The 17,893-nt window shown below is 76.1% G+C and carries 17 protein-coding genes; 13 read left to right on the top strand and 4 right to left on the bottom strand.

The features are described 5' to 3' along the window. Positions 1–17: 17 nt before the first annotated feature. Positions 18–1,541, bottom strand: coding sequence for an FGGY family carbohydrate kinase (locus tag E1O70_RS02465; protein WP_167496894.1), 1,524 nt, complete (start codon positions 1,539–1,541; stop codon positions 18–20). A 37-nt stretch (positions 1,542–1,578) separates the two neighbouring features. On the opposite strand from E1O70_RS02465, the gene E1O70_RS02460 reads away from it, so the two are divergent. From E1O70_RS02460 to E1O70_RS02430, 7 genes are all read left to right on the top strand, one after another. Next, on the top strand, positions 1,579–2,211 hold the full coding sequence (locus E1O70_RS02460; RefSeq protein ID WP_061267836.1) for a class I SAM-dependent methyltransferase: 633 nt from the start codon (positions 1,579–1,581) through the stop codon (positions 2,209–2,211). Positions 2,212–2,214: 3 nt separating this feature from the next. Then, positions 2,215–2,502: a hypothetical protein gene (locus tag E1O70_RS02455; protein WP_061267837.1), complete on the top strand. Its 288-nt coding sequence runs from the start codon at positions 2,215–2,217 to the stop codon at positions 2,500–2,502. A gap of 36 nt (positions 2,503–2,538) precedes the next feature. Beyond that, complete coding sequence (locus tag E1O70_RS02450) at positions 2,539–3,429, top strand: aminoglycoside phosphotransferase family protein (protein ID WP_061267838.1); 891 nt, start codon at positions 2,539–2,541, stop codon at positions 3,427–3,429. A gap of 79 nt (positions 3,430–3,508) precedes the next feature. Next, positions 3,509–5,308 (top strand): AMP-binding protein, encoded by a 1,800-nt coding sequence (locus tag E1O70_RS02445; RefSeq protein WP_061267839.1) that lies wholly within the window; start codon positions 3,509–3,511, stop codon positions 5,306–5,308. Between the two features lie 240 nt (positions 5,309–5,548). After that, positions 5,549–6,865 carry an NAD(P)/FAD-dependent oxidoreductase gene (locus tag E1O70_RS02440; protein WP_163188773.1) on the top strand — a complete coding sequence of 439 codons (1,317 nt, stop codon included), beginning with the start codon at positions 5,549–5,551 and terminating at the stop codon, positions 6,863–6,865. Between the two features lie 123 nt (positions 6,866–6,988). Continuing rightward, positions 6,989–7,531, top strand: a complete 543-nt coding sequence (locus E1O70_RS02435; protein WP_157464306.1) for a PASTA domain-containing protein — start codon at positions 6,989–6,991, stop codon at positions 7,529–7,531. 110 nt (positions 7,532–7,641) lie between these two features. Then, positions 7,642–8,325, top strand: a complete 684-nt coding sequence (locus tag E1O70_RS02430) for an SDR family oxidoreductase (protein ID WP_061267841.1) — start codon at positions 7,642–7,644, stop codon at positions 8,323–8,325. A 3-nt stretch (positions 8,326–8,328) separates the two neighbouring features. Here the strand turns inward: E1O70_RS02430 and E1O70_RS02425 are convergent, their stop codons facing one another. After that, a complete protein-coding gene (locus E1O70_RS02425) occupies positions 8,329–9,456 on the bottom strand; it encodes a hypothetical protein (RefSeq protein WP_061267842.1) in 1,128 nt (375 codons plus the stop codon). A gap of 110 nt (positions 9,457–9,566) precedes the next feature. Further along, entirely contained in the window at positions 9,567–11,357 is a 1,791-nt protein-coding gene (locus E1O70_RS02420; RefSeq protein ID WP_082774480.1) for a M28 family peptidase, read from the bottom strand. A gap of 222 nt (positions 11,358–11,579) precedes the next feature. Between E1O70_RS02420 and E1O70_RS02415 the strand changes: the two genes are divergently transcribed. Beyond that, positions 11,580–12,938, top strand: coding sequence for an exonuclease domain-containing protein (locus E1O70_RS02415; protein WP_167496893.1), 1,359 nt, complete (start codon positions 11,580–11,582; stop codon positions 12,936–12,938). Between the two features lie 28 nt (positions 12,939–12,966). On the opposite strand, the gene E1O70_RS02410 is transcribed toward E1O70_RS02415, so the two are convergent. Further along, positions 12,967–13,413 carry a PASTA domain-containing protein gene (locus E1O70_RS02410; RefSeq protein WP_163188778.1) on the bottom strand — a complete coding sequence of 149 codons (447 nt, stop codon included), beginning with the start codon at positions 13,411–13,413 and terminating at the stop codon, positions 12,967–12,969. 137 nt (positions 13,414–13,550) lie between these two features. On the opposite strand from E1O70_RS02410, the gene E1O70_RS19805 reads away from it, so the two are divergent. The 5 genes from E1O70_RS19805 (at position 13,551) to E1O70_RS20070 (ending at position 17,892) form a co-directional block, all read left to right on the top strand. Then, positions 13,551–14,504 (top strand): hypothetical protein, encoded by a 954-nt coding sequence (locus tag E1O70_RS19805; protein ID WP_082774481.1) that lies wholly within the window; start codon positions 13,551–13,553, stop codon positions 14,502–14,504. Positions 14,505–14,606: 102 nt separating this feature from the next. Next, the gene (locus E1O70_RS02400; protein ID WP_061267844.1) at positions 14,607–15,134 is read left to right on the top strand and encodes an Hsp20/alpha crystallin family protein; all 528 of its coding nucleotides are present in this window, start codon (positions 14,607–14,609) and stop codon (positions 15,132–15,134) included. Between the two features lie 184 nt (positions 15,135–15,318). After that, on the top strand, positions 15,319–15,903 hold the full coding sequence (locus tag E1O70_RS02395; protein ID WP_061267845.1) for a hypothetical protein: 585 nt from the start codon (positions 15,319–15,321) through the stop codon (positions 15,901–15,903). Next, positions 15,900–17,033 (top strand): OmpA family protein, encoded by a 1,134-nt coding sequence (locus tag E1O70_RS02390; protein WP_061267846.1) that lies wholly within the window; start codon positions 15,900–15,902, stop codon positions 17,031–17,033. The genes E1O70_RS02395 and E1O70_RS02390 overlap by 4 nt, the downstream gene beginning before the upstream one ends. Positions 17,034–17,160: 127 nt before the next feature. Then, positions 17,161–17,892 (top strand): excalibur calcium-binding domain-containing protein, encoded by a 732-nt coding sequence (locus tag E1O70_RS20070; protein WP_061267847.1) that lies wholly within the window; start codon positions 17,161–17,163, stop codon positions 17,890–17,892. The last annotated feature ends 1 nt before the right edge of the window (position 17,893 follow it).

Raw genomic sequence — 17,893 nt, 5'->3', positions numbered from 1 at the left:
GGTCGGCCCCGGGTGCGTCACGCGAGGGCCGCGGCGGCCTCCCGCCAGCGCGCGAGGTGCTCGACGACGTCCGCCCGGCCCGGGCCCGGGAGCTCCGGCTCGTCCGTGGCGACGACCGGCTCGACCGGGTCGCCCGTGCCGCGCGCGGCGAGCAGCGCCGCGCCGACCGCGGTCGCGCTGCGGAGCCCGACGCGGTGGACGGGCCGGCCGAGCGCGTCGGCGAGGAGCCGGCGCACGAGCGGGTCGCGCGACCCGCCGCCCGTCACGACCACCGCACCCGGCTCGCCCTCCGGACGGCTCACGGGCGGTCCCGCTACGGGCGCCACGGCCGAGGCCGCCGGCGCCGGGTCGAGCAGGTCGACCGCCGCCGCGACCGCGAACACCATGCCCTCGACGGCGGCGCGCACGAGCTCGGGCCGCCCCGTGTCCTCGCGCAGCCCGGTCCACGCCCCGCGTGCGCCGGGACCGGCGACCCCGCCACGCTCCCCGGTGAGGAACGGCAGGAACGTCACGCCGCCCGCGCCGTCGGGCACGGTCCCCGCGAGCGCGAGGCCGTCGGACCAGCCCAGCCCGAGGACGCGCAGCGCCCAGCCGAGCGCCAGGCCCGCGTTCTGCACCGCCGCGAGGCGGTACCACCGCGCGGCGGGGCCGGCGCCGGTGTCCGCGAAGGTGTGCACGAGGGGGTCGAGCGCGGGCTGGGGCCGGTCGAGCGCGGCCATGACCTGCGCCCCCGTGCCGAGGTTGACGTGCAGCCCGGGCGCCCCGACGGCGAGCCGGGCGGCCGGGGTGTCCCCGCCGCCCACCACGACGGGCACCGCGGTCCCGCTCGCCGGGAACCACCGCGCGAGCCGGGCGGTCGTCCCGGCCACGGCGTCCGACGGCGCGACGCCCGGCCGGAGCCGGGCCGGCAGGTCGAGGTGCGCGACGACGTCGGCCGCCCAGGCGTCGCGGGGCACGTCCCACAGGAGCGTGCCCGCGGCGTCGGACCGGTCGGTCGTGGCGACGGGGAGCGCGAGGTCGTCGACGAGCCACGCGCGCACGACGTCCTTGGGCAGCAGCACGTGCGCCGCGCGGTCGAGCGTCGCGGGGTCGTGCACGGCGAACCAGTCGAGCACGGGCCCGGTCATCCCGGGCACGAGGGGGTTGGCGAGCGGGGCGCGCACGGCGTCGGGCAGCGCTCGCCAGCGGTCGAGCCGGTCTGCGGCGCGCGCGTCCGTCCACAGGACGGCAGGCACGACGGCGCCCCCCGCCGCGTCCACGAGCACCGCGGCGTGCATCTGGCCCGCGACGCCGACCGCGCGCACCGCGACCTCGCCGAGCCCGGCCGCGCGGGCGGCGAGGTCGTCGAGGGCGGTGCCGAGCGCCGTCGTCCAGGTCGCCGGAGCCGACTCGGAGCGGCCGGGGCGCGGGTGCTCGACGTCGTACGCCGCCTCGGCCTCCGCGACGACCGACCCGTCCCGGCCGAGGAGGACGAGCTTGAGCCCGCTCGTCCCGAGGTCGATGCCGAGGGTGGTGCCGAGGGTGGTGGGGACCAAGGTCACGGGACCGACTCTCCCACGCCCGGGTAGCGTCGGCGGCATGAGCGCCACCCGTCCCTCGCGCTGGGAGCAGAAGACCGCCGCCGACCCCTCGCACTCCACCTGGTACGTCGAACGCTTCCGGGCCATGGCCGCCCGGGGCGCCGACCTCGCGGGCGAGGCCCGCCTGGTCGACGCCATGCTGCCGCGCGGCTCCCGGGTCCTCGACGCGGGCTGCGGGCCGGGGCGCGTGGGCGCCGAGCTGTTCGCGCGCGGGCACAGCGTGGTGGGCGTCGACGTGGACCCCGTCCTGATCGACGCCGCGCGCACCGACCACCCGGGACCCGACTGGCGCGTGGGCGACCTCGCGGAGCTCGACCTGCCCGCGGAGGGCGTCACCGAGCCGTTCGACCTGATCGTGTGCGCGGGCAACGTCGTGACGTTCCTCGCGCCGGGTACCGAGGTGGAGGTGCTGCGCCGCTTCCGCGCCCACCTCGCGCCCGGTGGTCGCGCCGTCGTGGGCTTCGGCACCGGTCGCGGGTACCCGCCCGAGCAGTTCCTCGCCGACGCCACGGAGGCCGGCCTGCACCTCGACCTCGCGCTCGCCACGTGGGACCTGCGCCCCTGGACCCCGGACGCCGACTTCCTCGTCGCCGTGCTCGGCGACGCGGCGCCCCGCCCGGGCGTGGCCTGAGCCGTGCCGTCCTACCGGGTGACCCTCGCCGTCGGCCTCCTGCGTCCGGGCGCCGACCCCGAGGCCGTGCTGCCCGCGGCCGCCGACGCGGCGCGCGCCCTCACGACCGTCGAGGCGTACGACGTCGGCGTCGTCCGCGGCGAGGCGCGCGTCACCGTGCGCTTCCTCGCCGACACGGACGCGTCCGCGCACGGTGTCGCGGACGCCGTGGAGGCGGGCGTGCGGGCCCACGCGGCGACGTCGGGCGGACGTCTGACCCGCCGCTGGGGCGCGCGCTGGCACCCCGCCTGAGCAGCGCCCGACGGCGTGTCGGTACCGTGGGCGCGCATGAGCGTCCCGGAGACCGCGATCACCGCCGACCTCGTCCGCGAGGCTCTGACGGAGCAGCACCCCGACCTCGCCGGGCTGCCGCTCCGCGAGGTCGCGGGCGGCTGGGGGAACCAGATGTGGCGGCTCGGCGACGACCTGGCCGTGCGGGTGCAGCGCATGGACCCGACGCCGGAGCTCCAGCTCAAGGAACGGCGGTGGCTGCCCGTGCTCGCGCCGCGCCTGCCGCTCCCCGTGCCGACGCCGGTGCGGCACGGCGAGCCGTCCGCGCGTCTCCCGCGGCACTGGATGGTCATGACCTGGGTCCCCGGCGAGCCGCTGGACCACGGGACGATCACCCGGGGCGAGCACGCCGCCGAGGCGCTGGCGCGCTTCCTCCGGGCGCTGCACGTCGCGGCACCCGCCGACGCGCCGTCGTCCACGGACCGGGGCGCCCACCCCCGCGACGTCACGGACGGCTTCGAGGGGTTCCTGCGCGCCGTCGCCCCCGACGACTCCGCCGCCGTCCGGTCCGTCTGGGCCGACGCCGTCGCCGCCCCCGCGTGGGAGGGCCCGCCCGTGTGGGTGCACGGGGACCTGCACCCCGCGAACGTCGTCGTCGCGGACGGGACGCTCGCGGGCGTCGTCGACTTCGGCGACCTGTTCGCGGGCGACCCGGCGTGGGATCTCGCCGCCGCCTGGGTGCTCCTGCCCGCCGGCCTCGCGGCGCGGTTCTTCGACGCCTATGCGGAGGCCGACGACGCGGCGGTCCGGCGGGGCCGGGGTCTGGCCGCGCTGAAAGCCCTCTTCCTCCTGATCATGGGGCAGAACGGCGACCGCAGCCTCCCCGGCGGCAAGGCCCACTGGGGACCCGCGGGACGGATAGCGCTGGACCGCGTCCTCGCGGGCTGACGTCTCGCCGCGCGCTGCCCTCCCCGGCTCGGCACCGCTGCCGCACACAACCTACGCAACCGTAGGTTACGGTGGCGTAGTGAACACTCTGGCGACGAGGCCGTGGACCGACCGTTACGCCCCCGGCGTCCCGACGGACGTCGAGGTCCCCGACGAGCCGGTCACGGCCGCCCTCTACCGCGCGGCCGAGCGCTGGCCGGACCGCGTCGCGGTCGACTTCTTCGGCGCGACCACCACGTACGCGCAGCTCGTGGCGCAGGTCGAGCGCGCCGCGAGCGCCCTGCACGACCTCGGCGTCCGGCACGGCGACCGCGTCGCGCTCGTGCTGCCCAACGCGACGTCGCACGTCGTCGCGTTCTACGCCGTCGAGCGGCTGGGCGGCGTCGTGGTCGAGCACAACCCGACGTACACGGCCGACGAGCTCGCCCACCAGCTCGCCGACTCCGGCGCGAGCGTCGCGGTCGTGTGGAGCAAGACGGTCCCGGCCGTGCTCGAGGCCCGCGCCCACGTGCCCGGGCTGCGGCGCGTCGTCGGGCTCGACATCGCGCGCGACCTGCCGCGCGGCAGCCGCCTCGCGCTGCGCCTGCCCGTCGCCCGGGCCCGCGCGCAGCGCGAGGCCCTGCGCACGCCGCTCCCGGCCGGCGTGCCCGACTGGCACGACCTCGTCCGGCGCGCACGGGCCCTCCCCCCGGCGCTGCCCCACCCCGCCGCCGACGACGTCGCCCTCCTGCAGTACACCGGTGGCACGACCGGCACGCCGAAGGGCGCGGTCCTCACGCACCGCAACCTCGTCGCCAACGTGGTCCAGGGCCAGGCGTGGGCGTCGTTCGAGGAGGGCGCCGAGACCGTCTACGGCGTGCTGCCCTTCTTCCACGCGTTCGGCCTGACGTTCTGCCTCACCCTGCCGGCGCGCGTCGGCGCGACCCTCGTCGCGTTCCCCAAGTTCGACCCGCAGGCGTTCGTCGCCGCCCAGGCGCGGCGGCCCGCGACGTTCCTGCCCGGCGTCGCGCCCATGTTCGACCGCATCCTCACCGCCGCGGCCGACGCCCCGGGCGCGGGCTCCGACCTCACCTCGATCCGCCTGGCCTTCGCCGGCGCGATGCCCATCACGGCGGAGACGGCGCAGCGCTGGGAGGACGCGACGGGCGGCCTGCTCATCGAGGGCTACGGCATGACCGAGACGTCACCGATCTCGCTCGGCAACCCGTGCTCCGACGACCGCCGCCCCGGCACCCTCGGGCTCCCGTTCCCCAGCACCGAGATCCGCGTCGTCGACGCCGACGCGCTCGACGCCGGCGACCTGCGCGACGCCGAGCCGTCCGAGCCGTCCGACGACGGCGTCCGCACCGTGCGCGGCGAGCTGCTCGTCCGCGGCCCGCAGGTGTTCCGCGGCTACTGGAACCGTCCCGAGGAGACCGCCCACCAGCTGCTCGACGACGGGTGGCTGCGCACGGGCGACGTCGTGCGCGTGGCCCTCGACGGCCCCGACGCGGGCCTCGTCACGCTCGTCGACCGCATCAAGGAGATGATCGTCACCGGCGGGTTCAAGGTGTACCCGTCGCAGGTCGAGGAGCACCTGCGCGGGATGCCCGGCGTGCGGGACGTCGCCGTCGTGGGCGTGCCGGGCTCCGGGTCCGACGAGCACGTCGCCGCCGTCGTCGTGCTCGACGACGCGGACGACGCCGCCTCGCCCCCACGCGTCGACCTCGCCGCCGTGCGCGAGTGGGGCGAGAAGCGCCTCGCCCGGTACGCCCTGCCCCGCACGTTCGCCGTCGTGCCGGAGCTGCCGCGGTCCCAGATCGGCAAGGTGCTGCGCCGTGTCGTCCGCGAGGACCTCCTGGGCCGCGACGACGTCGAGCACCACGACGCGCCGAGGTAGAGCCCCGGTCCGCCGAGGTAGAGCCGTGGTCACCACCACGCCTCTACCCCGCGCGACCAGCGCTCTACCTCGCGGGACCGGGGCTCTACCTCGCGGGACCGGGGCTCTCCCTCGGGGGCCGGGCGCCTGTTCGGCGTGGGGGCGGGGTTCGCCGTAACCTGGCACACGTCGTCGGCGACGTCCGCGACGCAGTCGGGCGGGCACCGGCGCTCTCCCACCCCGTCGCCCCGAGGAGGCCACGTGCCCGAGCCCGTCACCGCTGCCCCCGCACCGGCAGCCGCCGCCCCCCTGCCGCACGTCGTGGTGGTCGGCGCCGGGTTCGCCGGGCTCGCCGTCGTCAAGGGGCTCGCCAAGGCGCCCGTGCGCGTGACGCTCGTGGACCGCCGCGTCTACAACACGTTCCAGCCGCTGCTCTACCAGGTCGCGACGGGCGGCCTGAACCCCGGCGACGTCACCTACTTCCTGCGCGGGCTGCGGCTCAAGCAGAAGAACGTGCGGGTCGTGCACGAGCACCTCGTCGGCATCGACCACGAGGCGCGCCGCATCCGCCTCCTCAACGACGAGTGGGTCGACTACGACTACCTCGTCGTCGCGAACGGCGTCACGGCCAACTTCTTCGGCACCCCGGGCGCCAAGGAGAACTCGTTCCCCATGTACTCGCGGTCCCAGGCCATGAAGATCCGGGACACGCTCTTCATCCGCCTCGAGAAGGCCGCGGCGAACCCCGGCAAGGACGAGGGGCTGCGGGTCGTCGTCGTCGGCGGCGGCGCGACGGGCGTCGAGGTCGCGGGGGCGCTCGCCGAGCTGCGCACCGCGGGCCTGCGCCCCGCCTACCCGGAGATCCACGGCGACGCGTTCGAGGTGAAGATCGTCCAGCGCGGCGGCGAGGTGCTCAAGTCGTTCCACCCGAGGCTGCGCCGCTACGCGGCGGAGGAGCTGCGCCGTCGCGGCGTCGGCCTGCACCTGGGTGCCGGGGTCGCGGAGGTGCTGCCCGACGCCGTCGTCCTCACCGACGGCACGCGCATCCGCTCCGACCTCACGGTGTGGTCGGCAGGGGTTCACCCCCACGAGGAGGTCGACGACTGGGGCCTGCCGCGCGGCGAGGGCGGGCGCGTCGTCGTCGGCGACGACCTCCAGGTCGAGGGCCTGCCGGGCGTGTTCGCGGCGGGTGACATCGCGATCTCGCCCGCCGGACTGCCGCAGCTCGCGCAGCCCGCGATCCAGTCGGGCGAGCAGGTCGCGCGGAACATCGAGGCGCTCCTCGCCGGGCGCCCGACGACGTCCCTGCGGTACTTCGACAAGGGCACCATGGCGGTCATCGGCCGGCGCGCGGCGATCGCCGAGGTCGTCGGGAGGCTGCGGCTCACGCGCGGCGTCGCGTGGCTCGCGTGGCTGTTCGTCCACATCATGGGGCTCATCGGGCCGCGCAACCGCCTGACGACGCTCGCCGGCCTGGTCACGCGCTACGGCTTCCCGTTCCACCGTCGGCCCATCCCGATCGTCGGCGACGTGCCGACCGTCCGGCCGCCGAAGCGCACCGGCACCGGCCGCCCCTGACGCCCGACGGCAGCCCGCGCGCAGGCCGACCGGGCACCCGTCGCGTACCCTCGATCACGCAAGCAGTTTCAGGGGGCAACCGGGGGCGGTGCAGTGGCAGGACGTATGACGGACCCGTCGGCGATGACGGACCGGACGAGCACCAGGGAGCACGACGACGGGACGCGCGACGCCGCGCGGCCGCGGGTCGTGGGAGCACCGCGACGCGCACGCGCGGTCGTGCTCGCCGTCGTGGCCGTGACTGCGCTCGCCGGGTGCCGCGTGGACGGGCTGCCGGGCGGCCCGGGGAGCCCGTCGCCGTCGCCCACGTCGCAGCCGACGACGACCCCCACCTCCGAGCCGACCGTCGAGCCGACGCCGGACCCGACCGGCGGCCCCGGTGAGCCGGGCAGCTCGGACGGGGTCGAGGTCTCGGTCGAGATCGAGCCGGCGTTCTCCATGCCCAACCTCGTCGAGACGCGGTTCAAGCAGGCGCGCGCCGACCTGGAGCAGCGCGGGGCGGTGACGGTCGTCGTCGTGGACGCGCGCGACGCGCGGGCCGGCGCCCTGCCCGGCGCGGCCAACGGCTGGACGGTGTGCGCGCAGGACCCGGAGGGCGGGGACCTCGTGCGCGCCTCGCAGACCGTGACGCTCGACGCCGCACCGAACGCGAAGCAGTGCCCGTGACGCGCCCCTGACCGGGTCCCGTCACACCCGGGCCCGTCCGCCCCGGGTGGCGGCGCGGACGACGACGGAGGACGGTGGACTCCCACTCTCCACAGACAGGAGTCCGCCGCATGAAGATCGCCCTCGTCGGTGCCCACGGCAAGGTGGGCCGGCTGCTCGTCCCGATCCTCGTCGACCACGACGCGACCGTCACAGGGATCGTGCGCGCCGAGGAACAGCTCCCGCTCGTCCGCCGGCTGGGCGGCGAGCCGCTCCTGCTCGACGTCGAGCACGCCTCGACCGAGGAGATCGCCGCCGCGCTCGACGGGTTCGACGCCGTCGTATGGTCCGCCGGGGCGGGCGGCGGGAACCCGGAGCGCACCTACGCCGTCGACCGCGACGCCGCCAGTCGCACCATGGACGCGGCCGTCGCGGCCGGGGTGCCGCGCTACGTCATGGTGTCGTGGATCGGGTCGGTGCCCGACCACGGCGTCGACCCCGACTCGAGCTTCTTCGCCTACGCCGACGCGAAGCTCGCCGCCGACGACCACCTGCGCGGCACCGACCTCGACTGGACCGTCCTCGGGCCGGGCACGCTCACCGACGACGACCCGACCGGGGCGATCCGCGTCGTCGGCGACGGCCCGGACGGCCTCGACGGCGCGGACGACGTGCCCGACGGCGCGGCCTCCCGCGTCTCGCGGGCGGACGTCGCGATGGTGGTCGCCCAGGCGTTGCGCACGCCGTCGACCGTCGGGCGCTTCATCCGCTTCACCGCGGGCGACACCCCGGTCCTCGAGGCGCTCGACCGATAGCCGTCAGCGCCCGAGGCGCCGGCCCACCCGCTCGCGCAGGTCGAGCGCCGTGCGGCGCCACGTCGCCGCACGCGCCACGACCGTCCCGATGCTCGTGTCCTCGGCCTTCACGTGCACGACGTCGACCCCGCGCTCCGCGGCCGTCCGGACGATCGTGTCCGTCGCGCCGCGCAGCGCGAGCTGGAGCAGGACCGACGTCGTGCTCGCCTGCGCCTCGCCCGTCCCGAACCGCCGCCGGTAGACGACCTCGGTGACCACGCGGTCGAACATCCGGTCCGGCGGCGCGTCCGCGTCGGCCACGTCCGCGTCGCCGGACGCGCCGAGGAGCGCGTGCGCGTCGGCGAGGGCGTCGTCACCGTCCGCGTCCGGCGGCAGCACGGCGAGGTAGAGCGAGAGCAGGAGCTCGCTGATCTTGCCCAGCACCCACGCCCGGCCGGGCAGCGGGGGCAGCGCCACGACGTACTGCGCGAGGTTCACCTCCAGCGCCTCGGCCGACAGGCACGTCCACGCGGGCGCCGTGCGGACCTCGACCACGCGGTCCCAGTCGACGTCCTTGCCGTCCAGGCCGACCCGCCGAGGGCCGATCGTCACGGCGCCGAACCGGTCGAGCAGCGCGAGCGGCGCCGTCGCGAACCGCGGCACGTACGGGACGAGCCGCACGACCCCCTGGACCGACACATCCCACTCGCGTTCGAGCGGGTACGTCGGGCGGGGGTAGGCGGCGATCACGCGGCGCACCCACTCCGCGACGACGTCGTCGAACCCACCGTCGGCCGCAGCGGCGTCGGGCAGGCGACCGTCCGCGCCGTCGGTCACGGCAGCGTCGTCCGCGAGCGCCTCGACGAGCGCGTCCTCCAGCGCGGTGTCGAGATCAGGTCCGGGGACCGCCTCGGGCGCCGGGTCGCCGTCGTCGCGCCGCGCACGACGGCCGGGGAGCGCGCCGGGGAGCGAGAACGAGGACCGCGGGAGCGTGGGTCGCGGCAGCGCCCAGAGGGCAGGGACGCGCAGGAGACGTCTCTCGCCGAGCAGCCGCGCGAGGGTGCTGCGCCCGTCGCCCGACGTCGTGCCCGGCAGGTCGGGGCCCTGTCCCGGCTCGTCGTCCGTCGTCGTCAGGAACGGTTCCTTCGCCATGTGCCCCCCGTCCGTCGCGCCTCCCGACGGCGCACCGCGAGCCAGCGTAGACCGGGCGGGGCCGCCCTCCCGTGGAGGACGGCCCCGCCCGTCGGGTCGACGCGGAGGCGTCAGCCGCAGCCGATCGCGTCGTACGCCACGTCGTACCGCTGGTACACCGGGTCGCCGCCGCGCCACTGGTAGGCCGCGACCGTCGCGGTGCCCGCCGCGACCGACGACGCACGCGTGCTGAACGACTGGTACGCGTTCTTGTCCGGCGCGAGGGCGCTGAACTTCTTCTCGCCGAACGGCGTGACGAGCCGGACGTCCGCGGGGGCGTCCTCGCCGTTGGCGCCGCGCACGGCGACGTACGCCGTGCCGTTGAGGCACCGCGCCTCCGCCTCGACGGCGTCGATGCGCGGGTTGCCCACGCCGTTGATCGCGAACGTGTCCTCGGACAGCGCGGCGACGGCGTGCCCGATCGCCCGCGACATGATGTCGAGCGCGGTCGCGTCGACGTTGTCGATCGTGTCCGCCGGCGAGTGGTAGTTCGGGTCGTAGAAGATGCCCTCGGTGCCGCCGAACATCGCGACCTCCTCGGCCGTCTTCGAGCCGTCCGCGCCGGTGAACAGGCCCGACGCCGGGACCCCGTTCTCGATGAACGCCTGGTAGTCGGAGCGGCCCGAGAACTCGGTGTCGACCCACGGCTGGTCGATGCTGTCGAAGTAGTCGGTGAACACCGCCTCCGTCTCGGCCGAGCCCGGCGGGACCTCGACCGGGGCCGGGTAGGTCGACTCGTTCGCGTCGTACACGCCGATGATGTAGTTCGGCGAGCCGACCATGTCGAAGTTGAGGTACGTCGCGATGTCGTCGAGCGCCGCCGGGTCGTTCGCGGCGAGGTCGCTCACGTAGTGGGTCGAGCCGCGCAGGCCGACCTCCTCGGCGCCCCACCACGCGAACCGGACCGCGTTCTCGACGTCCTGGCCGCCGTCGGTCGCGGCCGCGAGCTGGACCGCGACCTCGAGGATCGCGGCGGAGCCGGAGCCGTTGTCGTTGATGCCCGGGCCGTCCTCGACGCCGTCGAGGTGCGCGCCGACCATGACGACGTTGTGGTCGCGCCCGCCCGGGGTCTGGGCGAGCACGTTGAACGTCTCGAACTCCTCGACGTGGGTCTGCAGGTCGTAGGTCGCGACCGGCTCCGCGCCGCCCGCGATCGCGGCGAGGATCTGCTGGCCCGCATCCTGCGTGATGCCCACCGTCGGGACCCACGCGTCGTTCTCGGCGCCGAGGGTCGGGCTCAGCGCGCCGTCGGTGTTGTTGTAGAGGATCACGGCCGCCGCACCGGCCTGCGCTGCGTACAGCGCCTTGTCGGCGAACGGGCACGAGCCGCGGCTGATCAGCGCGACCGCGCCGCTCACGGCGACCCCGTCCCACGTGTCCGGGGTGCAGCCCTGGACGAGCGCGTCGGCGGGCTGCACGATCGGGCCGGTGACGCCGTCGTCCGGGGTGTCGGGCGCGAACTCGGCCGGGTAGACGTCCGACGTCACCTCGACGCCGGCCGCCGTGAGGGACAGCTCGTCGGTCTCCAGGTCCTCGAACGTGAAGTACTGGCGCTCGGGCTCGTAGCCCGCGGCCCGCAGGGCGTCCTCGACGTAGACGGCGCTCGCCTCGTAGCCGGGCGTCTCCAGCGCGCGGTTGCCGCCGTTGGCGTCCGCGATGTCCTGGAAGTCCTGGAGCCGCTGCATGACCGCGTCGCCGGTGACGAGGTCCTCGAGCGGGGGCGGTGCCGCGGCGGCCCGCAGGCTGCCGGCGGCCGTGCCGGACGCGGCGCCGAGAGGCTCGGCGCCGACGGGAACTGCGGTCAGCGCCGCGAGCACGAGGCCCGCTACCGCTGCGGACGGGACGATCGTTCGTGGTCTCACGCATCCTCCTCGACAGTGGCCCCCGCGGACCACCCCCGGTCGTGTCGGGGTGCGGCCGAGTCGCACACGAGACGCGACGCTGCGGAGGCTCGTGTGCTCGCGAGCGTATGCCTCCCGGGCCGCGCGCGGAACCCCCGGGCGGCACGAGCGTGAGGAGTTCACACGACCGTAACGGCCGCGGCGCCGGAGCAGGTCGTGGGCGACGTCGGGCAGACTGTGCCCGTGCCCGGATTCGCCGTCGTCGACCTCGAGACCACGGGGTTCTCGCCCCGCCTCGGCGACCGCGTCGCCGAGGTCGCGGTCGTCCTCGTGGACGACGCCGGTCGCGTCGAGGACGAGTGGTCCACCTTGGTCAACCCCGAGCGCGACCTCGGGCCGCAGCACGTGCACGGCATCGCCGCGGCGGACGTCGCGCTCGCGCCGACGTTCGACCGCGTCGCGCCCGCGCTCCTGCGCCTGCTCGCCGGGCGCGTGCTGGTGGCCCACAACGCGGCGTTCGACACGCGCTTCCTGCGCGCCGAGATCGGGCGTGCCGGGATCGCCGCGGCCATCGACCCCGTCGCGTGCCTGTGCACGCAGCAGCTCGCGAGCCGCTACCTCACGGGCTCGCGGGCGCTGGCCGCGTGCTGCGCGGCCGTCGGCGTCGTGCACGACGGCGTCCACTCGGCCCTGGGCGACGCGCGCGCCACCGCGGGGCTGCTCGGGTACTACCTCGACGTCGCGTCCGACGACGAGTGCTGGGCCGTCGCGCGCGCCGCGGCGGACGGCGTCCGCTGGTCGCTGCCCGCCGTCCTGCCCGGTGGCGAGCCGGTGCTGCGCGGCGCCAGCCGCGCCCGCGGGCACTGGCTCGCGGCGCTCGCCGACCCTCCCGCCGTTCCGGACCCGTCCCCGCCCGGTGCCCCGGGAGCGGACGCGCGGCGCGACGTGAGCACGTACCTGCGCCTGCTCGACGAGGCGCTCCTCGACCGCTACGTCTCGCACGCCGAGCGGGCCGCGCTGCTCGCGGAGGCCCGGCACGCCGGGCTCGACCGCGCGACGGTCGAGACCCTGCACCGCGACTACCTGGCCGCGCTGGCCCGGGCCGAGCTCGACGCGCTCGACGGGACGACCGCCACGGGCGACCGCGACGACGGCGCGGCGCTGCGCGACGACCCGGCGCTGCACGAGGTCGCGGGGCAGCTCGGCCTCGACGCCGACGACGTCGCGGGAGCCGTCGAGGCGGCGCTCGGGACGCGCCTGGTCGACGCGGTCGCGGACGTCGGGGCCCCGGGCACCGCGGCACCGGGGGCCGCCGCCCTGGGCGCCACGGTCCCGGCCCGACCCGCGTTCGTGCTCGCCGCGGGCGACGAGGTCGTGCTCACCGGCTCGATGTCGCGGACGCGGGAGGCCTGGGAGCGCGACGTCCGCGCCGCGGGCCTCTCCCCCTGGCCCTACGTCACGCGCCGCACGCGGCTCCTCGTCGCCGCCGACCCCGACTCCCTCTCGACGAAGGCCCGCACCGCCCGCCGCTACGGCGTCCCGGTCGTCACCGAGGCGGCGTTCGAGCGCCTGCTCGCCGTTTCCGGTGCACGGGCAGCGTGAACTGCGACCGGTCCCGTGCGGGACAGTCTCACGGGCACGTCTCGTCGAGCTTGACCGCCGCCAACGTCACCACCGTCGAGATCGGTACCACCGCACCCGGCGCCGGGTCCTGCGCGCAGACTGTCCAGTTCGAGTCGTCGATCGCGAGACGCTCCAGACCCGTCGCGTCCTGCTGATCCATCACGTAAGAGTCCATGGTCTGCAGCAGGTCCTGGGCATCCTGGAGGTTCTGGCCGACCACCGCCGGCATGGTGAACGTCTGCTCCGTGGCGCCGGTGGCACCTGAGCCCGCGTCAGCCGTCGTGGGCTGCTCCGGAGCGCTCTCCTCGGCCATTGTGGGCTCTGGTCCCGTGCCCTGCGCCTCCGCTTCTTGCGTCTCGGTCACCGTCACCGTCGCGGGTTCCGCAGGGCTTCCCGTGCAGGCCGTGAGCGACACCATCGCCACCCCGACAAGACCCCAGAATCGTCGTTTCATCATTCCCCCTCGCCAGCCTGACCTCCAGAGTCCCCCAGCCTTCGTGGCCGCGGACAGGGCCGAGCGGGTGAATTGCTGCTCGGCCCTCACGAACGTGGCCAGAGCACGGCGGCCCCCGGGGTGCGACGCTGGGAGTCATGACCACGCGCGGCACGGGAGACGGCATGACCGACGACGCGCTCGACGTCGACGCGCTCGTCGACGGCCTCTTCGCACTCCCGCTCGAGCAGTTCGTCGTGGCGCGCACGGCCGCCGCGAAGCGGGTCAAGGCGTCGGGCGACGCGGTCGGTGCGGAGCGCGTCGGCCGGCTCACGAAGCCGACGGTGGCGGCGTGGGTCGTGAACCAGGTGGCGCGCGAGCGGTCGGACGACGTCGCCGCGCTCGTGAGCCTCGGGGACGAGCTGCGCGACGCGACGGCCGACCGCGACCGCACCCGCCTGCGCACGCTCGACCGGCTGCGGCGCGAGCGGGTGGAGCGCGTCGTCGGGGAGGTGCGCGACGCCGGCGAGATCGCGGGCCGTGCGGTGTCCGGGACGGCGGTCGACCGGCTCGCGGAGACTCTCACGGCAGCGGTGATGGACCCCGACGCGGGCGCGCTCGTCCGAGCAGGCCGGTTGTCGCAGGCGCTCCAGCACGTCGGGTTCGGGATCGTCGACGAGGGCGGCGAGCCGGCCGACGTCGTCGAGCTGCGCGCGCGCACGGGCGCAGTCACGGACGGCGGCGGGACGACCGACGGCGACGAGGAGCCCCCGGCCGACGCCGAGGAGGACGCCCAGGAGGCGGCCGAGCGCGAGGTCGAGGAGAGCGCGGCCGAGGTCGACCGGCTGGAGGCCGAGCGCGACGACGCCGACGCCCGCGCGCGCGAGGCGGGGGACGCCGTCGGGCAGGTGGAGGACGAGCTCGCCCGCGTCGAGGACGAGCTCGCGCGGCTCGCCGACGAGCGCGAGGCGCTGCGCGCCCGCCTGAGCGACGCCCGGGACGCGGAGTCCGCCGCGCGGGAGGCGCTCGACGCGGTCGACGAGCGGCTCGACGCCGCCGAGGAGCGCGCCGCGGCCGCGCGCAAGGCCCGCCGGGCGGCGCGCCGCCGCTGAGGCCGTCCGTCGTGCGCGAACTCGGGACTGAGCGGGGCACGCTCAAGGTTGCACAGGTCAGACGCCACGGCCCCCGTGGCACGACCGACCTGGAGGACCACCATGATCAGCACCTACACCGTGGCGCCGTTCCGTCCGCTCCCCACCGAGCGGCTCGTGCGCCAGCTCTGGACGCGCCCGTCCGGCGCGGGCGTCGCCCCCACGGGCTTCGTGCCCGCCGCCGACGTCTACCGCGAGGGCGACGACCTCGTCGCCCGCTTCGACCTGCCGGGCGTCGACCCGGAGCGCGACGTCACCGTCGAGCTCGAGGGTCGCCGGCTCGTCGTCCGCGGCGAGCGTCGTGACCAGCGCGTCGTCGAGGCTCCGGCCGAGGAGGCGTCCGACGACGCCGAGCAGGCCGAGGGCGAGCAGCCCGCGGCGGGCACCGACGAGGCGGCCGAGGCCGCCCCGGCCGGGCGCCGCGTCCGCGAGGTCCGGTTCGGCGAGTTCCGCCGCACCGTCACCCTGCCGAAGACCGCGGAGGCCGACGCCGTCCGCGCGTCCTACGACGCGGGCGTGCTCACCGTGACCGTCGCCGGCGTGTTCGCCGGCCGCGCTCCCCAGCGCATCGAGGTCACGCGCGCGGCCTGACGCCGCACCGCCGGCGCGACGCCCGGCGTCGCGCCGGCCCTCCTACCCGGCCGCGCACGCCCCTGCGCGGTCGGACGGCGGGGCCGGCACCCTCGTGGTGCCGGCCCCGTCCGACCTCCGGATGGGGACCTCTCCCCCTGTCCGGTGGCCGACGGGAGCCGCGTGTTCGGCTAACCTCCGTGCCATGACGAGCCTCCGGAGACCGCGCTCGACCCTGCCTCGCACGCGGTGGTCGACGCTGCGACGCCGCGCCCTCGTCGGCGCCCTCGGCCTCACCGCCGCCCTCAGCCTGGGCGCGTGCACGGGAGAGGCCGAGGACGGGCCGACTCCTGTCGTGGTGGGTGCCGCCGAGTACGAGCCGATCCTCGAGACGCGCCTGCCGGTCCCGGGGTCGGCGGAGGACGAGGTCACGCTCGGCCTCGTGTCCCTCGTCGCGGACGGCTCGACGGTGGAGCTCCGCGTCCTCATGACCCCGCACTTCGCGGGCGACGACTCCGCCGAGACGTACTCGGTGTACGACATGCTCGGCAAGGACCACAACCCGCGGATCGTCGACGTCGGTGCGCTGACGCAGTACGACGTCGTCTCCGCGTCCGGGCAGAAGCTCTCGACGGACCCCGTCACCGCGGACACCGTCAACGGCAGGCCGCTGCTCTACCAGGCATGGTTCCCCCGCCCGGAGGGAGAGCCCCGCACCGTGGACGTCCGTCTCCACGACGCCTGGCCCGCCTTCGAGGACGTGCCCGTGACCTGGGAGAGCGAGGAGTGAGGCGCCGTCACGCGACGGCGGCCGGTGCCCTGGCGGTCGCGCTCGTGCTGGGTCCGCTGTCCGGCACCCCGGCCGCGGCGAGCGAGGACGAGCAGGGCTTCGACCCGGGCGTCGACCCGCTCACCCTCGACGACCTCGGCGGCGCGCCCGCCCGGGAGGACCTCGACCGTGCGACGACCCGGTTCGACCCGGGGGTCGCGACGACGTTCGAGCTCGCCGGTGCCGTCACGTCGCTCGAGTACGTCGAGGTCGAGGCGGACGAGGTCGTCGTCACGCTCGAGACCGACGTCCTGTTCGACGTCGGCTCGGCCGAGCTCTCCCAGGCCGCCGTCGAGCGCGTGCAGGAGATCGCCGCCGAGCTGCCCGACGGTGTGACGGCGAGCGTCGCCGGGCACACCGACTCGGTGGGCGAGGAGGCGGACAACATGGACCTCTCGCAGCGGCGCGCGCAGGCCGTCGTCGACGCTGCCGCGACGGTACGACCCGACGTCACGTTCGAGGCGCAGGGGTACGGGGAGACGCGCCTCAAGGTCGAGGAGGGCGGTGACGACGTCGCGGACGACCGTGCCCAGAACCGCCGTGTCGAGCTCCGCTACTCCGGGACGACCCCGGGCGAGCGCGGCCTCGAGGTCGAGGAGCACGAGCTCGATCCCGTCACCGCGGAGCTCGTGCCGGGCGACCGCCCGCGCGTGGAGCCCGTGACGGACACCGAGCCCGTCGTCGAGAAGACGGTCGTCGTCCCGAACGAGGACGGCCGCCAGGAGGAGGTCCGCGTCGGCATCGAGCCGATCGTGGTCCGCGGATCTCTCATGCGCCTGCGCCTCCAGCTCACGCCGCTCGGCCCTGTGGACGGTGACGAGGAACGCATCAGCGTGTACGCCATGACGGGTGCAGGAGAGCTGCACCCGTCGGCCGTCGACCCCCGCGCGCTGGTCTCGTACGCACCGGTCCGCGGCAGCGGGGCACGCGAGCTCGAGACCGAGCCGCTGTTCGCGCGTACGAGCGTCGGACGCACGGTGGGCTACGAGGTGTACCTGCCGCGCCCGCTCGACGCGTCGCTCGAGTCGCTGTACGTGAACGTCGTCCCGACGTGGCCGACGTTCGAGGACGTCCCGATCCGCTGGGACTGACGTCCCTTTCACCCCGTCAGGCCCTCCCCGAGGCGGCTGACACCACGTTAGCGTTCACGTCACGCCCCCCGGGGCTTCGGTCGTGCCCGTCGACGTCGACGCGGTGACCGCGAGACGAGGACGACGCATGGCCCAGAGATTCAACGCCCCTCCCGGCTGGCCCGTGGCCCCCGGAGACTGGCGCCCCGAGCCGGGCTGGGCCCCGGACCCTGCCTGGCCGTCCGCGCCGGAGGGATGGACGTTCTGGGTCGAGGAGACCGCCGCGCCGCCGGCCGGGGCCACGCGGCCTCGACGCGGGCGCCGGGCAGCCCTGCTGACCGCGGCGGGCGTCGCCCTGTTCGTCGTCGGGCTCCTGGTCGGGCAGGGCAGCTCCGGCCGGGCGCTGGACGAGGCGAGGACCCTCGTCGCGCAGACGGCCGACGAGCAGGACGAGGTCGAGGGCGAGCGTGCCGAGCTGGACGCCGAGCGGACCGCGCTCGAGGAGCAGACCGTCGCCGCGCAGGCGACCCAGGCCGAGCTGGACGAGCGGGCGACGGCGCTCCAGTCGTCGGAGGCCGAGGTCACGGCGCGCGAGGGCGCGGTCGCGACCGTCGAGGCCGAGCTGGCGACCCGGGTGACCGACGTCGAGGGTCGTGAGGCCGCTGTCGCCCAGGCGGAGGCGACCGCCGCGGCGGCCCGCTCGGCCCAGCAGACCCGTCCCAGCGCACCGGCGGGCGTCGCCGACACCGGCGGCAGCACGTCCACGTACTACCAGAACTGCGACGCGGTGCGGGCCGCCGGCGCGGCCCCGCTGCTCCGCGGCGAGCCGGGCTACGCCCCCAAGCTCGACCGCGACGGCGACGGCGTGGCCTGCGAGTAGG

The sequence above is a fragment of the Cellulosimicrobium funkei genome, assembly GCF_004519295.1.
GTDB lineage: Bacteria > Actinomycetota > Actinomycetes > Actinomycetales > Cellulomonadaceae > Cellulosimicrobium > Cellulosimicrobium funkei.
This window is presented reverse-complemented; position numbering and strand designations above follow the sequence as displayed.